Here is a 17,797-nt window from a genome sequence, read left to right as displayed (position 1 = left end):
AGCGCAGCGGGGGAGAGGAGCTTCTTGGGGTGATTCATCGTCCCACTCCGATCGTGTCGCGCAGGCGGATCAGGCCGTCGCGGATCCTGGTCTTCGCTGTCCCGACCGGCAGGTCGAGGAGGGTGGCCACCTCGGTGTGGCTGTAGCCGCCGAAGTAGGCGAGCTCGATCGCCTCGCGCTGCACGTCGGTGAGCTGGCCGAGGGCGGTCCGGACCCGGCGCGCCTCGAGCGACGCGTGGGCGGCCTCGACCGTCGTGTCGTGCTCGACCGACCGATGGGTCTGCTCGTAGGTCACGTCGCGCCGGGTCGCGGCCTCGGCGCTGCGGACCCGGTCGACCGCCTTGCGGTGGCTGATGGTCATCAGCCAGGCCAGGGCGCTGCCGCGGGCGGCGTCGTACCTGCTCGCCTGGCGCCAGACCTCGAGGAACACCTCCTGGGTGACCTCCTCGGCCTGGGCCGGGTCACGCACCACGCGCAGCACCAGGCCGTGGACCCGCGCCGCCGTGGCGTCGTACAGGGTGGCGAAGGCGGCGGTGTCTCCGCGCGCGGCCCGCTGCAGGAGCGGACCGAGGTCGGTGCCGTGACCGCCGGCCGGCGCCCCCTCGTGGGAGACGCCGGCCGAGTCGCCGGGGACCGGATCCATGATGGGTGATCCTTCCGGGTCAGGTGTGGCCTGGATAGAGCTCGGGCCGGGTCACTTGACCCCGGTCAGCACCTGGTCGATGACGTAGACGGTCGCGTTGGCGGTCGGGATGTTGCCGCACAGGACCTTGGCGGTGACGGTCCCGTCGGTGACGGTCATGCCGCTCTCGGCGTCGCCCTCGATGGTCAGCTGGTCACCCGCCAGGGTCTCCTGGTCGCCGCCCACGCTGTCGGGGCCCTCCTGGGAGCCGACCACGTGGTGGGCGAGCACCTTGTAGAGCGCGCTGTCCTGGCCCATCTCCTTGCCGTCGGCGACCATGCCGTTGAGCTGGTCCTCGGGGATGGCGGCGAAGGCGTCGTTGTACGGCGCGAACACGGTCAGTGCCGCCGCGCCGTTGAGCGTGTCGGCGAGGCCGTCGATGCTGGTGACCGCGGTGACCAGGGTGCTGAGCAGCGGGTTGTTGCTGGCGGCCGTGGCGACCGGGTCCTTGACCATGCCGTCGAAGGAGCCGGCGCCCGAGGTCGGGATGGCGGAGCAGCCGGGGCCGAAGGTCTCCGCACCCGCTCCCTCGGCCGTCGGGTCGGCGCTCTCCTCGCCGCTGTCGGTCTGCGCCGAGTCGTCGGAGCCGGTGGCGTCCTCCGCCGGGTCGTCCTCGCTGCTGCACGCGGCGAAGGTGGCGGTCATGGCGAGGACGGCGACGCCGGCGCCGGTGGCCCGGCGAAACTTCTGGAGCTTCATGGTGGTGCCTTCCGTAGGAGGGTTCGTGCAGGTGATTCGGAGCCGGGGGCGGACCGGATGGGTCCCTCCTCGGATGTGACTCAGGAGACGCGGACGAGCAGCTCGTGCAGCCCGCTCGCGCCGTTCGGGAACGGCTCCGCCCGGACGGCGGTCTGCGGCTCGCCGTTGCCCGCGACCGCGCGCACGGCGATCCGGTGCGAGCCCGGCTCCGCGAGCCAGCGGTGGAACCACTGGCGCCAGTAGTCGTCGCCACCGTCCGGGCCCAGCTGTGCGTCGACCCAGGCCCCGCCGTCGACCCGGACCTGCACCCCGGCGATGCCACCGCGCTCCTGCGCCCACGCGACACCCCCGACCACGACGTCGCCGGCGTCGAGCTCGGCCAGCGCCTTCGGGGTGTCGATCCGCGCGGAGATCTTGATCGGCGCATCGGTCGCCCAGTCGCGCTCGGTCCAGTAGGCCCGCTGGTCGTCGTACGTCGTCAGCGTGAGCCGGGTCAGCCACTTGGTGGCGCTGATGAACCCGTACAGGCCCGGGATGACCAGGCGGACGGGGAAGCCGTGCTCACGGGGAAGCGCCTCGCCGTTCATGCCCACGGCGACGAGCGCGTCCCGCCCGTCCGTGGCGAGGTCCAGCGGGGTGCTGATCGTCATCCCGGCGAAGTCGGTCGACAGGATCTGGTCGGCCCTCGTGCTCCCGATCCCGGCCAGGTCCAGCACGTCGGTGAGGGGGACGCCGAGCCAGCGCGCGCCGCCGACGTACGGGCCGCCGACGCTGTTGGACACGCAGGTCAGCGTGATGTCGCGCTCGACCATCGGCATCGCGAGCAGCTCGTCGAAGGTGAGGGTGACCTTCCGGCCCACGTCGCCGTCGATGGTCAGCGTCCAGTCGTCGGCGCTCAGCACGGGCACGTCGAGCCGGGTGTCGACCCGGTAGAAGTCGGCGTTCGGCGTGCGGAACCGGGTGATGCCCGGGACCTGGTCGTCGAGGCCGCGTGGCAGCGGGGGCGCGGGGTCGGCGGGCGCCGGCAGGGCGACGTCCTCGGGCCGGGCCCGCAGCGACGAGATGAGCCGGCCGGCGACGCCGCCGACCGCGGCCGCGGCGCCGAGGGCGGCGATCGTCAGCAGGACGGTACGACGGCGCCCGTCGGGTCCGGTGGCGTGCGCCTGCGCCCGGGCCAGGATCCGGAGCGCGACCGGTGCCGCGATCCCCGCGACGAGGGAGGGGAACAGGTCGAGCGGGCTCGCCTCGGGCCGGGTGAGCACCGCGATCGCGGCGACGCCGACCAGGGCGACCAGGGCTCCGGCGCCCAGCGTGAACCGGTGCCGGGCCACCGCGCCGGCGAGCGCGGCCAGCGCGAGCACCCCCGCCAGTACCGAGCCGACCAGGATCGCCTTGTCCGCGTTGCCGAAGGTGCGGATCGCCCACTCCTTCATGGGTGTCGGCGTCAGGTCGATGACGGTCGACCCGACCGCGAGCACGGGCGAGGCCGCCGGGTCGGTCAGCGCGGCCGCGACGTGCGCGAGCCCGATCCCCACCAGGGTCGCGAGCACGCCGTACCAGGCCCAGAGCAGTCGGATCCTCATGCGGGTGGTTCGTTGCCGACCACCTGACCGGATCGCCCTGGGTCATCGACCGGGATCCGATCAAGCAGGTTGATCGGATCCCGGTCGATCTCCGCTTCCGGCCGGCGTGGCGATGTGCACGAGCGCGTCGCCCGCGTTGACGATCGGCGCCCGGGTCAACCCGATCACGATGCCCGACCGGTCGGCGTGGACCAGCCGCACCCGGCGCCCGAAGGTGTCGGAGAGGCCGCCGAGACGGCGGCCCTCCTCGACGTACTCGCCGAGGTGGACCTCGAGGTGCAGGATCCCGGTGCCGCGGGCCCGGACCCATGCGCTGCTGCGGCACTCGACCGGGGGCGGCCGGTCCGCGGCCGCGGGCTCGGCGTCGATCATGCCCAGCGAGGCCAGGACCCGGCGTACGCCGGCGACACCGACAGCGATCGGCTCCTCCTCGAAGCGGAGCGCCTCGCCCGCCTCGTAGAGCAGCACGGCCGCGCCGTGGTCGCGTCCGGCCTGGCGCAGCGACCCGTCCCGGAGCCGGGCATGCAGCATGACCGGTGCGCCGAACGCCTCGGCGAGCGCCCGGGTGCGGGGGTCGTCCAGGTCGGCACGGATCTGCGGGAGGTTGGTACGACGGTCCGCGGCCGTGTGCAGGTCGATGCCGACGTCGCACTTGCTGACCACCTCGGCCATGAACAGGTGCGCGATCCGGCTGGCCAGGGAGCCGCGCGCCGAGCCGGGGAAGGACCGGTTCAGGTCGCGACGGTCCGGCAGGTAGCGGTCACCGGTCATGAAGCCGAGGACGTTGACCACGGGCACCGCGACGAGCGTGCCGCGGAAGGTACGGGCCGACAGGGTGGCCAGCGCCTGCCGGATCACCTCGACGCCCATCACTTCGTCACCGTGGATGGCGGCGTTGACCCAGATCGTCGGCCCGTCCTCGCGGCCGTGCACCACCCGCACGGGCAGGCTCACGTCGCCGCCGGTCACCAGCCGGGTGATCGGCAGCTCGACCTCCTTGGTCGAGCCGGCGCGCACCCGGACGTTGCCGATGGCGAACGACTCACGCAGGGCCATCGGCCCGCCCACGGTTCTTGCGCCGCACCTTCCGCGGCGGGCGGCCGCCGAGGTAGGAGCGGCCGGAGTCGACGAGGAAGCCCTGCCGCAGCGCCTCGCGTCCGACGAGCATCCGGAAGCCCATCTCGTCGCGCCGGGTCAGCGTCACCTCGGTGGTGACCGTGCGGCCGAGCAGCTCGAGCTCGGTGAGGACGACGAACCGCTCCTGGGTGTGGCCGGTCGAGCTGCGGACGATCCGGCGGTCGTGGACCGGGCACTCGACGTACACCGCGTCGTCGGCCGACCGCTGCCACGGGTGCACGGAGAACCGGACCCAGGGCACGCCGTCGCGCTCGACGTGGGTGAGGTCGAAGGCATGCAGCGCCGACGTACGGGCCCCGGTGTCCAGCTTGGCCTTGACCGGTCCCACGCCCAGCCCCGGAAGGCGCACCCACTCGCGCCAGCCGGCGACCACCGGGGGGCTGATTGAATGGGAGCCGACCACACCCCAATCCAATCAGGTCGGGTATGAAGCTCGCGATCCTCTCCCGCGCCCCGCGGTCCTACAGCACGCAGCGCCTGCGCACCGCCGCCCTCGACCGGGGGCACCAGGTGAAGGTGCTCAACACCCTGCGCTTCTCCATCGACCTGTCGGGTGACGAGCCCGATCTGCAGTTCCGCGGCAAGCAGCTGTCCGACTACGACGCCGTGCTGCCGCGGATCGGCAACTCGATCACCTACTTCGGCACGGCCGTCGTGCGGCAGTTCGAGCAGATGGACGTCTACACGCCCAACACCGCCAATGGGATCGCCAACTCGCGCGACAAGCTGCGTGCGACGCAGATCCTGTCCCGGCACAACATCGGCATGCCGGCGACGACCTTCGTCCGCGACCGGGCCGACGTGATCCCCGCGATCGAGCGGGTCGGTGGCGCGCCGGTCGTGATCAAGCTGCTCGAGGGCACGCAGGGCATCGGCGTCATCCTCGCGCCCAGCATCAAAGTCGCCGAGGCGATCATCGAGACCCTGCAGAGCACCAAGCAGCAGGTGCTCATCCAGCGCTTCGTCAAGGAGTCGCGCGGGCGGGACGTGCGGGCGCTGGTCGTCGGCGACCGGGTCGTCGCCGCCATGCGCCGGGTCGCGCAGGGCGACGAGTTCCGCTCCAACGTGCACCGCGGTGGCAGCGTCGAGCCGGTCGACCTCGACCCGGCCTACGAGCAGGTCGCCGTCCGGGCCGCGCAGATCATGGGCCTCAAGGTCGCCGGCGTCGACATGCTCGAGGCCAGGTCCGGGCCGCTCGTGATGGAGGTCAACTCCTCCCCGGGCCTGGAGGGCATCGAGACCGCCACCAAGCTCGACGTGGCCGGCGCGATCATCGACCACATCGACAACCAGGTCGCCTTCCCACAGATCGACGTGCGCGAGCGGCTGTCGGTCTCCACGGGGTACGGCGTGGCGGAGCTGGTCGTCCACGGCGATGCCGACCTCGTCGGCAAGAGCATCGGCGACTCGGGCCTGCGCGACCGCGACATCACCGTGCTCACCCTGCACCGCGGCACCCTGGTCATCCCGAACCCGTTCCCGCACCACGTGCTCGAGGCGGAGGACCGGCTGCTCTGCTTCGGCAAGCTGGAGGAGATGCGCTCGATGATCCCCGCCCGCCCCAAGCGCCGCGCCCGGGTCAAGAAGCTGCCCAAGCAGCCGATCCACTCCGACTAGCCGAGCGTGTCGCCCCATCGACGACCGCGGACGGCCGCTCGCTTCGCTCGGGCCGCCCTTGCCGACGATGCGCTGCGCGCGGGGCGCCACGCTGCCGGCCGGTTCCGACTAGCCGAGCGTGTCGCCCCATCGACGACCGCGGACGGCCGCTCGCTTCGCTCGGGCCGCCCTTGCCGCCGATGCGCTGCGCGCGGGGCGCCACGCTGCCGGCCGGTTCCGACCAGCCGAGCCGACTCCGCGGTCGCTGCCGGGCGACACCCGAGGCCGCCTGGCGACAAGACGAAGCGGTGGGTCGAGCGTGTCGCCATTGAGGCAGGATGAGCCGCATGACTGACGCACCCGCCGAGCTGGTCCACCTCGACGTCGCCGACGGCATCGCGACCATCACCCTCGACTCGCCCCACAACCGCAACGCGCTCTCGCGCCAGCTGGTCACCGAGCTGGTCGGCCACCTGGCGGCGGCGGACGCGGCGGACGACGTACGGGTGGTCGTGCTGAGGTCGTCGGGGCGGGTGTTCTGCTCGGGCGCCGACCTCTCCGAGGCCTCGACGGTCCCGATGCAGGAGGGCGCGCGGGCCATCGTCGCGCTCCAGCGCCAGATCGTCGCGCTCGCCAAGCCGGTGGTGACCGTCGTCGAGGGCGCCGCCCGGGCCGGCGGCATCGGCATCGTGGCCGCCTCCGACGTCGTCGTGGTCGCCGCCGACGCGACCTTCGCGCTCACCGAGGTCAAGCTCGGCCTCACCCCGGCGGTCATCTCGCTGACGGTCTTCCCGCGGCTGACCCCGCGCGGTCTCGCGTGGACCGCACTCGGCGGCGAGGTGTTCACCGGGGCCGAGGCCGCCGACTTCGGCCTGGCCACCTTCGCGGTCCCGGCCGCCGGCCTGGAGGCCAAGGTCGCCGAGGTCACCGGGCAGCTCGCCACCGGTGCCGCGCAGGGCCTGCGCGAGACCAAGGGCCTCCTCGCCGCCGACCTGCTCGCGCGGATCGACGCCCAGGGGGAGGAGCTGGTCGAGCTCAGCGCCCGGCTCTTCGGCTCCGACGAGGCCCGCGCGGCGATGACCGCCTTCCTCGCCCGCAAGAAGGGCTGATCGCTCAGGAGTCGAGGAACCCGGCGACGACCTCGTCGACGAGCCCGTCCGGCCCGGGCGTGCCGTAGAAGTACACCGAGCCGTAGCCCCAGAGGTACTCCGCCACGACGTCCTCGAGCTCGCCCTCGACGGGCCAGCCCTCCTCGTCGACCTGGAACAGGAACCGGTGGCCGTCGGCCTCCACCGCGGCGGCGTACGACGGCTGCTGCTGGATCAGCCGCGGCGTCTCCGCGATCCGGACGAGTCCCGGTCGCTCGTCGCCGGTGCCGAGCGGCGCGAGAGCGGCGGCTCGCAGGCCGGGCCAGCTCAGCTCGGGGCGCTCGCCGCGGGGCGAGGGCCGGTGGACCACGGCCCGCATCGCCATGGCCGGATAGCTGAGGTCGTCGTCGCCGATGTCGAAGCCGGCGCGCAGCAGGACGGACACCTCGCGGCCCGCGGACCAGGGCGCGCAGCCCGCGGGCAGGGTCAGGACGTAGCGGTGCGTCGCCAACCACGGGTGCTCCTCGATCGCCCGTGGCGGGGCGCCACCGAGCCGGCCGCCGGTCGGGGCGTCGGGCAGGGCCGGGGTGAGGAGGAGGACCACACCGTGGACCCTAGAGGCGCGGACCGGGTCGGGGCCGGAATCCGGCGGGGCCGCGCGGCTCGCGGAACCAGGCCCGAGCCGAGCCCGTCGAACGGGCCGAGGGGTTTGCGTCGGACCGATCAGGAGCATGAGGCCCACGGGAGGTAGCGGACATGGTGAAGAAGAAGATCGTCGGGGCAGTGCTGGCCGGGCTCGCCGCGGCAGCGCTGGTGCTGCCCTCGGGACCGCCCGCTCGGGCCGCGGCGGACCGGGAGGGAGCCCCGGACCAGGCCTGCATCCTGCGCGCGACGACGGGGGAGCTGCGGTGCTACCCGAGTGCCGACGCCCTGCTCGAGGCGGTGACCGGCGTGTCCTCCGACGGGCTCACGACCGCCGATCTCGCCGAGCGGACGACGGTCGCGTCGATCGAGGCGGGCCTGGTGCGGCAGGACCGCGCCGTGGCCAGGTCCGCGGTGCCGGCAGCCCGCGCCGGTCAGGCCGACCAGCCCGACCTCGCCGGCCCGACCGTGCCGCTGGCGTCGGTCGTGACGGCGATCTTCTACGACGGCACCTACGGCAGCGGCGCCGCGCTGGTGATGGAGGCGGCGAGCGGGTGCGACGACGACCCGGATGTCGAGTGGGCCTGGCCGACGTTGACCTCGGACTGGCGCAACCGGATCCGCTCGGGCACCGGCTACGCCCGCTGCGACTTCAAGGTCTGGAACAACGCGTCCTACGGCGGCGCGTCGTACGGCTATGTCGCGACCTCCGGTCACTTCGGCGCCCTCGACGCCGCGGCCAACTCGGTGAAGATGCGCTAGCCCCGACGAACCATCGAGGCTAGCCGGGCCCGGGTCTGCCGCCGGACATCACGTCCGCGGTCCTGAGCGCGACGAAGCGCAGCGGCGCCGGGTCGCTCGCGGTGGCACACGGCGGCGTCTCGGTCTCCGCGGGCAGATCCAGGGTCGTGGTTTCGCCGGTGGAGAAGGTCATCCGGACCTGAGGTGGGCCGTCCCCGCACCAGGTCGTCCAGGTGAGCTGGAGGAGCGCGTCCCGGCCGGGGCGCAGACGGACCGGCGTGATGCCGTGCGGGATCGTCGTGCTCAGGGCGTCGGCGCCGGTGCCGATCTCGATCCGCGTCCCCGGGCCGATCGGGCACCGGGCGTCCCCGCCGGTGCCGCTGCCGAGGACGAGGGCCAGGGTGGGCCCGGCCGCGCCGGCGACGGTGCTCACGCCCGCGGTGCGCAGGGTCACGCCCGCGCAGCTCGGCCCCGGCGTCGCCGGCTGGGGTGTCGAGTCGCCCCCGCGCAGCACGGTGCCGGCGATGCCCGCGGCGGCGATGAGACAGGCGGCCGCGACCACACCGGCGACCCGGCGCCGCCGGTGGCGGCGCTGGGCGCCGGCCACCCGGTCGACGAGGTCGGGGACGTCCGGGACGGGGACCTCGCCCTCGTGGAGGAACGCGCGCAGCTGGCCTTCGAGGTCACTCATGGGCCGACCTCCCCCCGGCGCGCTCGTCCTCGACGGCACTGTCCGTGGCGCCATCGACGAGCCTGCGGACCACCGGCTCGCCGTCGCCGGCCACGCCCATCAGGCGCCGCAGCGACGCCATGCCGCGGCTGGCCTGGCTCTTGACGGTGCCGGGCCGGCAGGCGAGGATCTCGGCGATCTCCTTCTCGGAGCAGTCCTCGTAGTAGCGCAGCACGAGCACGGCGCGCTGGCGCGGCGGCAGCAGCTGCAGGGCGGCCCAGAGGTCCGACGTCCAGGCGGGATCCGCGTCGCTGGTGGCCCGCTCCTCGGGCTCGGCCAGCAGGACCTCGCGCCGGTCGCGCTTGCTGCGGCTCCACCACAGCCGGGTCATCGTGCGGCGCGCGTACGCGTCCTGGTGCTCGACGTCGCGGACCACCCGCCACCGCCGACCGAGGCGCAGGAAGGTCTCCTGGGCGAGGTCGGCGGCCGTGTGCGGGTCGCCTCCGGTCAGGAGCATGGCGTAGCGCAGGAGGCCGTTCTGCTTCGCCGCGACGAACTCGGCGAAATCGGCATCCACGCGCCGTTCACCCCCTCACGCGACTCCCGAGACTTGATGTCCACGACTACCCAAGGACGTTCGTACCCCCGAGGGTTGCATCACCGCCCTGATTCGTGGGTCACAGGGTCGCGACGAGGCGGGCCGCGTCGGCGGTGGCACCCCGGATCAGGCCCAGGCCGCCGGCATCCCCGACCACCTGTACGTCGACCCCGGGCAGTGCCGCCGCGAGCCGGTCCCGCGTCGCGGGGTCGGCGACCACCTCACCCGCGAGCACGACCACGTCGGCCGGCAGGATCCGCGGACTGCCGTGGGCGGGTGTCCAGTGCACGCCGTCCGCGGTGATCGCGGCGACGGTCGCGTCGACGTGCACGGTGACGCCGAGGCGGTCGAGGCGGTCCATGTGCTCGCCACGTCGCTTGGCACCGAACTCCGGCGCGATCTCGGCGCCGGTGTGCAGCAGCGCGACCAGCCGCCCGGAGGCGGCCAGCACCTCGCACCACTCCACGGCCGCCATCCGGCCCCCGATCACGACGACCCGGAGTCCGGGAGGCGGCCGGTCGGGGTCGATGCCACCGACGACGTGCGGCAGGTCGGCGCCGGGCACCGCCGGGACCTCGACCCGGCCACCGGTGGCGACCACGACCAGATCGGGGGCGAGCGCCCGGACCGGGCCGGGCTCGGCCGCGGTGCCCAGCCGGACGTCGACGCCCGCATCCGTCACCTTGGCCAGCAGCCAGTCGAGGTAGGTCCGGTTCTCGGCGTGCACGGCGCTGGCGTCGACGAGGGCGCCGCCGAGCCGCTCCGCGACCTCGAGCAGTACGACGTCGAGCCCGGCCTCGGCCGCCCGCCACGCGGTCTCCAGGCCGGCGGGACCGCCGCCGGCGACGACCATGCGCCGCGGCGTCGCCGGCGCGGAGCGCACCAGCTCCAGCTCATGGCCGGTGAACGGGTTCACGGCGCACTCGGCGGCCAGCCTCTCCTCGAGGGTGTCGATGCAGTTCTCGCACGAGATGCACAGCCGGACCCGGGTGGGCCCGCCGAGCGCGCCCGCCAGCTTGCGCGGCAGGTCCGGGTCGGCGAGCAGCGGCCGGCCGAGCGCGACGAAGTCAGCGCGCCCGTCGGCCAGCACCCGCTCGGCCAGGGCCGGGTCGTGCAGCCGCCCGACCGCGATGACCGGGACGTCGACCACCTCCCGCACCGCCGCGGCCCCGCCCACGTTGGGCCCGTCGCCGTCGTCGGCGGCGTTCACCATGCCGGTGACCAGCCGGTCGATGACGCCGCCGCTGACGTGGAAGGCGTCGACGCCGGCCTCGACGAGCAGCGGCGCCATGGTGGCGGTGTCGTGCACCGGGCGTCCGGCGGCGACCCGCTCGTAGCCGGAGATCCGCAGCGTGACCGGGAAGTCCGCACCGACCTCGGCGCGGACGGCGGCGAGCGCCTCGAGCACCACCCGGATCCGGCCCTCGACGGAGCTGCCGCGGTACCTGTCACCGCGCCGGTTGCGCTGGGGCGCGAGGAAGGAGCCCAGGAACATGTAGCCGTGCGCGGCGTGCAGCTCGATGCCGTCGTACCCGGCCTCCCGGACCCGGCCCGCCGCCGCCCGGAACTGGTCGAGGATCGCCGCGATCTGCTCCTTCGTGGCCTCCGCGGAGGGCCGCCCGGTGAGGTACGACGGGATCACCGACGGCCCGAGCGAGGTCACGCCGAACAGCTCCGGGCCCAGCCCGTCCGGGCCGGCATGCACGAGCTGCGGCTGGATCCGGGCACCGTGCGCGTGCACCGCCTCGACCAGGCGCCGGTGCGCCGCGACGGCCGCGTCGTCACCGAGCTGCAGGCCGCCGGGGGTCTCCGGGTGTCGCGGGTCGATGCCGGTCGCGCCGACGGTGACGAGACCGACGCCGCCGGCCGCGCGGGTCGCGAAGTGCGCCACCGTGCGGTCGGAGGGATGACCCTCCGGGGTGCCGTACATCGTCTCCATCGGAGACATCACGATCCGGTTGCGCAGCTCCATGGAGCCGATCCGGCCGGGAGCCAGCAGGTACGGAAACATGGAACATGTTCTACCGGGGTTCCCGGCCCGCGTCAGTAGGTCGCGCTGTCCTGCTGGGTGCCCTCGGCCGTGAGCGCGACGTCTCCGGCCGGCGGCGGGCCGACGGTCGTCGGGAACATGGTGACCGTCAGGTCCGGAGGCGCGACTCCGGTGTAGTCGAACCGGCAGCTCATCGCGAAGCCGGCGGGCAGCATGTACTCGGTGTCCGCGCCGATCTGGGGGTCGCCCGGATTGGGGCCCCAGCAGGTCCAGCCGGCACCGCTCACGGCGCCGGCCGGTACGACCGTCTCGGAGCCCACGGTCACGGCGGCGGTCAGCTGATAGCTCACCGGTCCGGAGGCGGTGACGGGCACGGTGAGTCTCCAGTCGCCTCCGCCGAGGTCGGTGACGGTGAGCGTGCCGAGCGTCGGGCACGCGTAGTAGGCGCCGAGATCCCCGCTGAACCGCTGCGGGGCACCCGCGGCGAGGACGTGCCCGCTGCGTGGCTTGCCGGTCACCTCCCAGGCACCCTGCGTGCCGTCACCCTGGGTGAGCACGTAGTCGACGCCCGCGGTCTGCGGCATCGTGAGCGAGCCGACGCTGCCGCAACGGCTGATCGCGGTGGCGGTCGGAGCCGTCGGGCGTACGGCGACCGGTGCCGCCGCGCGGGTGGCGCCGAGCTTCCCGGGCCCGGCCGCTGCCGCTCCCCCCGCCTTCCCGGGCGCGGTCGTCGCGGGCGTCCCGGGCTCCTCGCTGCCGGGAGTGGGCACCCGAGGACCGGTGACCGGGGTGGTGCCGTCGGCCGGGTCGGCCGGGTCGGCCGGGTCGGTCGGTCCGTCGGCGGGATCGTCGGTCGCGGTGGCGTCCGGGCTCGCGCCGTCGGTCGTCGCCGGGCCGGAGGTCGCGTCCGTGGCCGGGTGGTCGGCGCTCGCGGGGTCGTCGGCGTCGTCGGGGCTCGCGGCCACCCACCAGGTCACGGCGACCACGGCCAGCACCAGCGCCGCCGCCGACAGGGCGACGAGGGTGATCACCCCCGCGCCGGCCCCGGCGCCGGCCGCGGACGTGCCGGAGCCGGTGAGCAGCCGGACCAGCCGTCCCGGTCCGGATGACCCTGGTACGCCGCGCCGGCCCAGGCCCCGGGCCGCCCCGGCCGCGCCCGCGGCGCCCGCGGCACCGGTCGAGGAGGCGGCACCGGCCGACGACGCCGTGGTGCTGCCCGGCTCGCCGGGTGCGCCGCCGGAGGCGCCGACCAGGTCGAGCAGACCGGCTCCCGAACCGCCCACCAGGAGGACGGGCAGGAGCAGGCCGGCGAGCTTCCGGTTCACGTGCTGCAGGTCGGCGGCGGCCGCCGAGCAGGCGGCGCAGGTCGTCAGGTGGGCGTCGAGCCGGGCGCCGGCCCGCGGACTGAGGCCGCCGCGGACATAGCTGCCGAGCCGCTGCCGGACCCAGCCGCACGGCTTGGTGCCGGCGGCCGTGGGGAGGTGGTGGTCGAGGTAGGCGACCTTGAGACCCTCGCGGGCGCGGTAGGCCAGCGACGACACCGCGGCCGGCGACATGCTGAGCATCGTCGCGACCTCGGGCACCTGGTGGCCCTCCACCTCCAGGTGCCACAGCACCCGCTGCCAGCGGTCGGGCAGGCTGCCGAGCGCCGCGACCGCAGCGCCCTCGTCCAGCTCCTGGACCTGCTCCTCCACCGACTCCGTCGGGCTCTCCAGGAGCCACGGCTCGTCGGAGACGGGCGCCTCGCGGCCGGCGCGGCGCATGAGGTCGCGGTGGCGGTTGCGGATCGTCGCGAACAGGTAGCCCCGGAAGTTCCTGACCGGGCCCTGGCCGATCCGGATCTGCGCGAGCACCCGCGCGAACGCGTCGGCCACCAGGTCCTCGGCGGCCGACGGGCCCGCGAGGATCAGGGCCAGCCGACGCGCGGAGCCCACGTTGTCGGCGTACAACGCCTCCAGCGCCGTGGCGTCACCGTCGTGGGCGCGGCGCAGGAGGTCGTTCTCGTCGGGCAGTTCCGTCGGCATCTTCCGGCAGTCGATCTCGTCGTCGGGGGGTGCCAGGAGGCTACCCCCGGACGACGCCGAGAGCGGTGCGGACGCCGCTGTGCGAAATCTCCCGTGAAAACGCGTCATCGGCGCGAGCGCTCCTGCGTCCTGGTTCCTCGACCGCAGCAGCGCGAACCGGGGGGACCGCGTGCACCGCACCGACGACAGGGCCTACCGATGGCGCATTCCCACGGCGCGACCAGCACCCCCTCCCGACCGTTCGCGACCCTCCGGCGCGAGCGTCTCCTCGACCTCCTGGACTCCGCGGCGCCGGTGACGGTGCTGCAGGCGCCGTCGGGCTTCGGCAAGACGACGCTGGTCCGGCAGTGGCTGCGGGCCGGTACGGCGGGCGCCGCGTCCCGGTGCGTGCCGGTGTCCCCCGATCTCCGCGAGCTGCCCGACACGCCGGTGCTCGTCCTCGACGGCTACGAGCGTCTCGGTGCCGCCACCACTGCCGTCGACGCGCTGGTCCGGGAGCGGGTCGCGACCCGGCCCGGGACGCGGATCGTCGTGACGACCCGGGTCGCGACCCGGCTCGCCCACCCGGAGCGCCCGGAGCGCCCGGAGCGCCCGGAGCGCCCGGAGCGCCCGGAGCGCCCGGACTCCCCGGCGGCCGCGACCACGGTCATCGGCGTGGACGACCTCGCGTTCACCGCGGAGGAGACCGTGCGCTTCCTCACCCAGGCCGGCGCGCGCGACCTCGGCGTGGAGGCCGCCGCGATCCACGACGACACCCGCGGCTTCCCGCTGGCCGTGCGGGCGGCCAGCCTGTCGCTGGCGGCGCGGCGCGGCCTCCCGGCGCGAAGCACCGGGAGCTGGTGGACCATCGTGGCCCAGGACCTGGCCGCCCAGCTCGACGGACCGGACGCCTGGCGGTTCGTGCGCGACATCTGCGCGGCGCCGTACCTCGATCCCGAGCTCGCCGGCACGCTGAGCGAGTGGGCGCCGGCTGACGCGGCGATCCTGCTGGCCGGGCTCGAGGCCGACGGCAACGGGCGCTGGGAGACCGATGCCGCGGGGCGCCGGGTCTTCCGTGTGGTCGACTCGCTGCGCGCCGCGGCGCGCGCGGAGCTGCTCGCGACCGACACCGACCGGTACCGCTGGGGGGCCGGCGCCGCCGCGACCTGGTTGCACGGCCGCGGCGACCACCTGCCGGGCTTCGAGCTCGCCGTGGCCGCCGGCCGGTACGAGCTCGCGGGCCGGATCGTGTGCGCCGCGCTGTCCTCCGTGCCCGAGAGCGACGTGGCCCAGCGCCTCGAGCACCAGCTGAGCCGGATCCCGCGGGCGGTGGTCATCCAGAACCCGCGACTCGCCTTCGCCCGCGGGCTGGTGCTGAGCGGCAACCCGACGACCCGCCAGGCCGCGCAGGAGTACTTCACCCGGGTCGTCGAGCAGTCCGAGGACCGTGCGGGCCGACGGGACGGCCGGTTCCTCCAGCAGGTCGCCCGGTCGGTCGCGCTGCGCCACGTCGGCAGGTACGTCGACGCCGGTGAGACCGCCCGGACGGCGCTCGCCCTCGAGGACGGGCTCGAGCACCTCGACGCGCGTCTCGCCGACGTGCGGGCCGGTGCATGGCGGCACCTGGCCTACGCGCTCTTCCAGGCCGGCGACGTGGACCGGGCGCACGGCCTGGTCGGGCGTGCCCGCGGGACGGCCCGGCAGCCGTGGTCGCGCGCCGACACGACGGCGTACGCCTTCGGCCTCGCGGCGATCGACGGCCGGTCACGGACCGCCGCGCGCATGCTGGCGACGGCAGCGGGGCCGGAGCAGACGCACGGCCTCGCTGCGGTCGGCCATGCGCTGCTGTGCCTGGACCGCTTCGAGCTCGCCGAGGCGCTCGCCGAGCACGACGGGGCGTCGTACGACGGCGTCGGGGAGCTGTGGCCCTTCCTCGCCTGGACCCGGCTGCAGGCCCACCTCGGCCTCGGCGACGTCGGCGCCGAGCTGGAGCGGATCTCGGCGGCGCTCCGGTCCCGTCCGGTGCCGCCCGGCGTCGGCGAGAACCTCGGGACGACCGCGCTGCACGGCCTCGTGGCCGTCGCGCTCATCACGCAGGGCCGGGCGCGCAACGCCGATCCGCTGCTGCGCGGCACGACCCGCTGGGCCGGTCAGCTGGCGCCGGCCCTGCTGCTCGACCGGCTCGCCGCCGGAGATGCGGAGGGCGCGCTCGACCTGGTGTCCCGCCTGCAGGTCCAGGCCGGGCACACCGTCCGCTCCCGTGCCGCCGTCGCCACCCTCGGCGCTGCGGCGGCGCTGCGCTCGGGATGTGCGGAGGCGGCAGGGGCGCTGCTCGACCAGGCGTCGGCCCTGTACGCCGAGCACGGGGTCCGGGCGCACCTGCTGCACGTGCCGGCCGACGACCTCGCCGCGCTGCGGGACCTGGCGCTGCGGCACGGTGCCGTCGCGGCGGCGTACCTCGACGGCGAGGTCGTCGACATGGTCCGCGTCCGCGACCGTGCGGGTCCCCTGGACACCGGCGCCGACGCGGTGCCGCTCACCGGCCAGGAGATCGCCGTGCTGCGCGCCTCGCTCGACCACCCGCGGCGCAGCCAGGTCGCGGCGGCGCTGCACCTGTCCCCGGAGACGGTGAAGTCGCACATGCGCAGCATCTATCGCAAGTGGGGCGTGAACTCGCGGGAGGCGGCCATCGAGCGCGGGATCCAGCTCTGCGTGCTCGGGGGGTCGACGTCCTCGGCCGCGCGGTTGCTCTAGAACATGTTCTAGTTCTTCGCCTAGGGTGCAGGCGTGGACTTCGCGATGGTCACCGCCTACCACCCGATCGACCAGCTGGTGCCGCTGGCGCGCGCCGCGGAGGAGGCCGGGTTCACGGCGCTCAGCCTCGCCGACCACGTCGTCGACCTCGAGACGATCGCGACGCCGTACCCCTACACCCGCGACGGCGACCGCCGCTGGCGGCCCGACGTCGACTGGCCCGACCCGTGGGTCACCATCGGCGCGCTCTCCCAGGTGACCACCGAGCTGCGGTTCTTCACCTCGATCTACGTCGCCGCCATGCGCAACCCGTTCGTGGTCGCCAAGGCGATCGGCACGGCGGCCGCGCTGTCCGGCGGCCGGGTGGCCCTCGGCGTGGGGGTCGGCTGGTGCCGCGAGGAGTTCGAGCTGCTGGAGGAGGACTTCGCCACCCGCGGGCGGCGTACCGACGAGGGGCTCGACCTGATGCGCGAGCTGTGGCGGCCGGGCTGGACCGAGTTCGCCGGCGAGTTCTACAGCTGCGAGCGGCTCGTCATGCTGCCCGAACCGCCCGGCCCGATCCCGGTGTGGGTCGGCGGCCTCTCGGACGTGGCGTTCCGCCGGGCCGCGCGCAACGACGGCTGGATCGGCGACCTGGCGAGCATCGACGACGCCATCGCCATCGTCGAGCGGCTGCGCGGCCTGCGTCAGGAGGCGGGCCGGGACCTCGACCAGCCGTTCGCCGTCGTACCTGCGCTGACCGATGCGGTCGTCCCCGAGGACTTCGCCCGGGCGTCGCGCGGCGGCGTGACGATGTGCATGACCATGCCCTGGATGTACTACTACCCGCAGGACGCACCGCTGGAGCAGAAGCTCGACGGCATCGCCCGGTTCGGGGCCGACATCGTCGCGCCGACCCGGGCCCTGCTCGCCTGAGCCCCTGCGGGCCCTGGTCTCAGCCCTCGAGGTAGGACGTCAGCATCGTCACGATCGTGCGGTGCGCGCGGTCGAGGTCGATGTCCGCGCCCAGCAGCGCCTCGTTGCGCATGCTGCGCAGCATCGCCGGCAGCACCTCGGACATGGCGGCCGACCGCTCCTCGTCGAGCCCGGCTCCGTCGATCCCCTCGAAGAAGCGGATGAACGCGCGGGCGGTCATCTCGTCGAGCCGCCGGATCGAGGCCGCCGTGTGCGGATGGGTCTCCTGGAGCACGTCGAGGGGGCGGGGCAGGGCCCAGCGCATGGTCTCGATGGTGACCGCCTGCGGTGAGTCGAGCAGCGCGCGGTAGAGGTCGGCGACCTCGGCCACCCGCCCGGCGACCGTCGTACTCGTCGGCTCGGCCCACAGGTCCGGCGCGGCCTCGATGACCTGGTCGACGACGGTTGACCAGAACCCGTCGGAGTCGCCGAAGAGGTTCTGCACCGAGCCCCAGCTGAGCCCGGCCTCCTTGGCCACCATGTTGATCGACACCGTCTCGGGACGACCGGTGCCGAGCATCTCGATCGCCGTGGACAGCAGTCTCTCGCGAGCGGCGACGCCGCGGCGGTTCGGCTTGCGGGGCGAGGTCGCCCTGGGTGTCGTGCTCATCGTGCTACCCCCCTTGGACACGCGATGCGTCAGACCATCTCGACAACAGT

Annotated in this window: 16 protein-coding genes; 5 read left to right on the top strand and 11 right to left on the bottom strand. The window is 74.5% G+C overall.

Going from position 1 to position 17,797, the window contains the following annotated elements:
* Positions 1 to 34: 34 nt before the first annotated feature.
* The 5 genes from sigK to KVF89_RS21720 all read right to left on the bottom strand — a co-directional run bounded on the left by sigK (position 35) and on the right by KVF89_RS21720 (position 4,504).
* Entirely contained in the window at positions 35 to 643 is a 609-nt protein-coding gene (gene sigK / locus KVF89_RS21740) for an ECF RNA polymerase sigma factor SigK (protein WP_257428576.1), read from the bottom strand.
* Between the two features lie 51 nt (positions 644 to 694).
* Positions 695 to 1,381 carry a fasciclin domain-containing protein gene (locus tag KVF89_RS21735; RefSeq protein ID WP_257428575.1) on the bottom strand — a complete coding sequence of 229 codons (687 nt, stop codon included), beginning with the start codon at positions 1,379 to 1,381 and terminating at the stop codon, positions 695 to 697.
* A gap of 80 nt (positions 1,382 to 1,461) precedes the next feature.
* Positions 1,462 to 2,964 carry a molybdopterin-dependent oxidoreductase gene (locus KVF89_RS21730; protein WP_257428573.1) on the bottom strand — a complete coding sequence of 501 codons (1,503 nt, stop codon included), beginning with the start codon at positions 2,962 to 2,964 and terminating at the stop codon, positions 1,462 to 1,464.
* Positions 2,965 to 3,024: 60 nt separating this feature from the next.
* Complete coding sequence (locus KVF89_RS21725; RefSeq protein WP_257428572.1) at positions 3,025 to 4,020, bottom strand: succinylglutamate desuccinylase/aspartoacylase family protein; 996 nt, start codon at positions 4,018 to 4,020, stop codon at positions 3,025 to 3,027.
* Positions 4,007 to 4,504 carry an ATP-dependent zinc protease family protein gene (locus KVF89_RS21720; protein WP_257428571.1) on the bottom strand — a complete coding sequence of 166 codons (498 nt, stop codon included), beginning with the start codon at positions 4,502 to 4,504 and terminating at the stop codon, positions 4,007 to 4,009. Before KVF89_RS21720 ends, KVF89_RS21725 begins: the two co-directional genes overlap by 14 nt.
* Before the next feature lie 23 nt (positions 4,505 to 4,527).
* Here KVF89_RS21720 and KVF89_RS21715 point away from each other — a divergent pair, with 23 nt between their 5' ends.
* Entirely contained in the window at positions 4,528 to 5,718 is a 1,191-nt protein-coding gene (locus KVF89_RS21715) for a RimK family alpha-L-glutamate ligase (protein WP_257428570.1), read from the top strand.
* A 326-nt stretch (positions 5,719 to 6,044) separates the two neighbouring features.
* A complete protein-coding gene (locus tag KVF89_RS21710) occupies positions 6,045 to 6,806 on the top strand; it encodes an enoyl-CoA hydratase-related protein (protein ID WP_306809807.1) in 762 nt (253 codons plus the stop codon).
* A 4-nt stretch (positions 6,807 to 6,810) separates the two neighbouring features.
* On the opposite strand, the gene KVF89_RS21705 is transcribed toward KVF89_RS21710, so the two are convergent.
* Positions 6,811 to 7,389 carry a hypothetical protein gene (locus KVF89_RS21705; RefSeq protein WP_257428567.1) on the bottom strand — a complete coding sequence of 193 codons (579 nt, stop codon included), beginning with the start codon at positions 7,387 to 7,389 and terminating at the stop codon, positions 6,811 to 6,813.
* Between the two features lie 152 nt (positions 7,390 to 7,541).
* On the opposite strand from KVF89_RS21705, the gene KVF89_RS21700 reads away from it, so the two are divergent.
* Positions 7,542 to 8,189 (top strand): hypothetical protein, encoded by a 648-nt coding sequence (locus KVF89_RS21700; RefSeq protein ID WP_257428565.1) that lies wholly within the window; start codon positions 7,542 to 7,544, stop codon positions 8,187 to 8,189.
* Positions 8,190 to 8,208: 19 nt separating this feature from the next.
* Here the strand turns inward: KVF89_RS21700 and KVF89_RS21695 are convergent, their stop codons facing one another.
* The 4 genes from KVF89_RS21695 to KVF89_RS21680 all read right to left on the bottom strand — a co-directional run bounded on the left by KVF89_RS21695 (position 8,209) and on the right by KVF89_RS21680 (position 13,450).
* The gene (locus tag KVF89_RS21695) at positions 8,209 to 8,859 is read right to left on the bottom strand and encodes a hypothetical protein (protein ID WP_257428564.1); all 651 of its coding nucleotides are present in this window, start codon (positions 8,857 to 8,859) and stop codon (positions 8,209 to 8,211) included.
* Complete coding sequence (locus tag KVF89_RS21690) at positions 8,852 to 9,415, bottom strand: SigE family RNA polymerase sigma factor (protein WP_257428563.1); 564 nt, start codon at positions 9,413 to 9,415, stop codon at positions 8,852 to 8,854. The genes KVF89_RS21695 and KVF89_RS21690 overlap by 8 nt, the downstream gene beginning before the upstream one ends.
* Before the next feature lie 100 nt (positions 9,416 to 9,515).
* Complete coding sequence (locus KVF89_RS21685) at positions 9,516 to 11,447, bottom strand: oxidoreductase (protein ID WP_257428562.1); 1,932 nt, start codon at positions 11,445 to 11,447, stop codon at positions 9,516 to 9,518.
* Between the two features lie 32 nt (positions 11,448 to 11,479).
* Entirely contained in the window at positions 11,480 to 13,450 is a 1,971-nt protein-coding gene (locus KVF89_RS21680; RefSeq protein ID WP_257428561.1) for an RNA polymerase sigma factor, read from the bottom strand.
* Positions 13,451 to 13,648: 198 nt separating this feature from the next.
* Between KVF89_RS21680 and KVF89_RS21675 the strand changes: the two genes are divergently transcribed.
* Positions 13,649 to 16,183 (top strand): LuxR C-terminal-related transcriptional regulator, encoded by a 2,535-nt coding sequence (locus KVF89_RS21675; RefSeq protein WP_257428559.1) that lies wholly within the window; start codon positions 13,649 to 13,651, stop codon positions 16,181 to 16,183.
* Positions 16,184 to 16,216: 33 nt separating this feature from the next.
* Positions 16,217 to 17,098, top strand: a complete 882-nt coding sequence (locus tag KVF89_RS21670) for a TIGR03619 family F420-dependent LLM class oxidoreductase (RefSeq protein ID WP_257428558.1) — start codon at positions 16,217 to 16,219, stop codon at positions 17,096 to 17,098.
* A 19-nt stretch (positions 17,099 to 17,117) separates the two neighbouring features.
* Here the strand turns inward: KVF89_RS21670 and KVF89_RS21665 are convergent, their stop codons facing one another.
* Entirely contained in the window at positions 17,118 to 17,747 is a 630-nt protein-coding gene (locus KVF89_RS21665) for a TetR/AcrR family transcriptional regulator (RefSeq protein ID WP_257428556.1), read from the bottom strand.
* Positions 17,748 to 17,797: the final 50 nt, after the last annotated feature.

It is taken from the genome of Nocardioides carbamazepini, from assembly GCF_024614185.1.
In the GTDB taxonomy this organism is placed as follows: domain Bacteria; phylum Actinomycetota; class Actinomycetes; order Propionibacteriales; family Nocardioidaceae; genus Nocardioides; species Nocardioides carbamazepini.
This window is presented reverse-complemented; position numbering and strand designations above follow the sequence as displayed.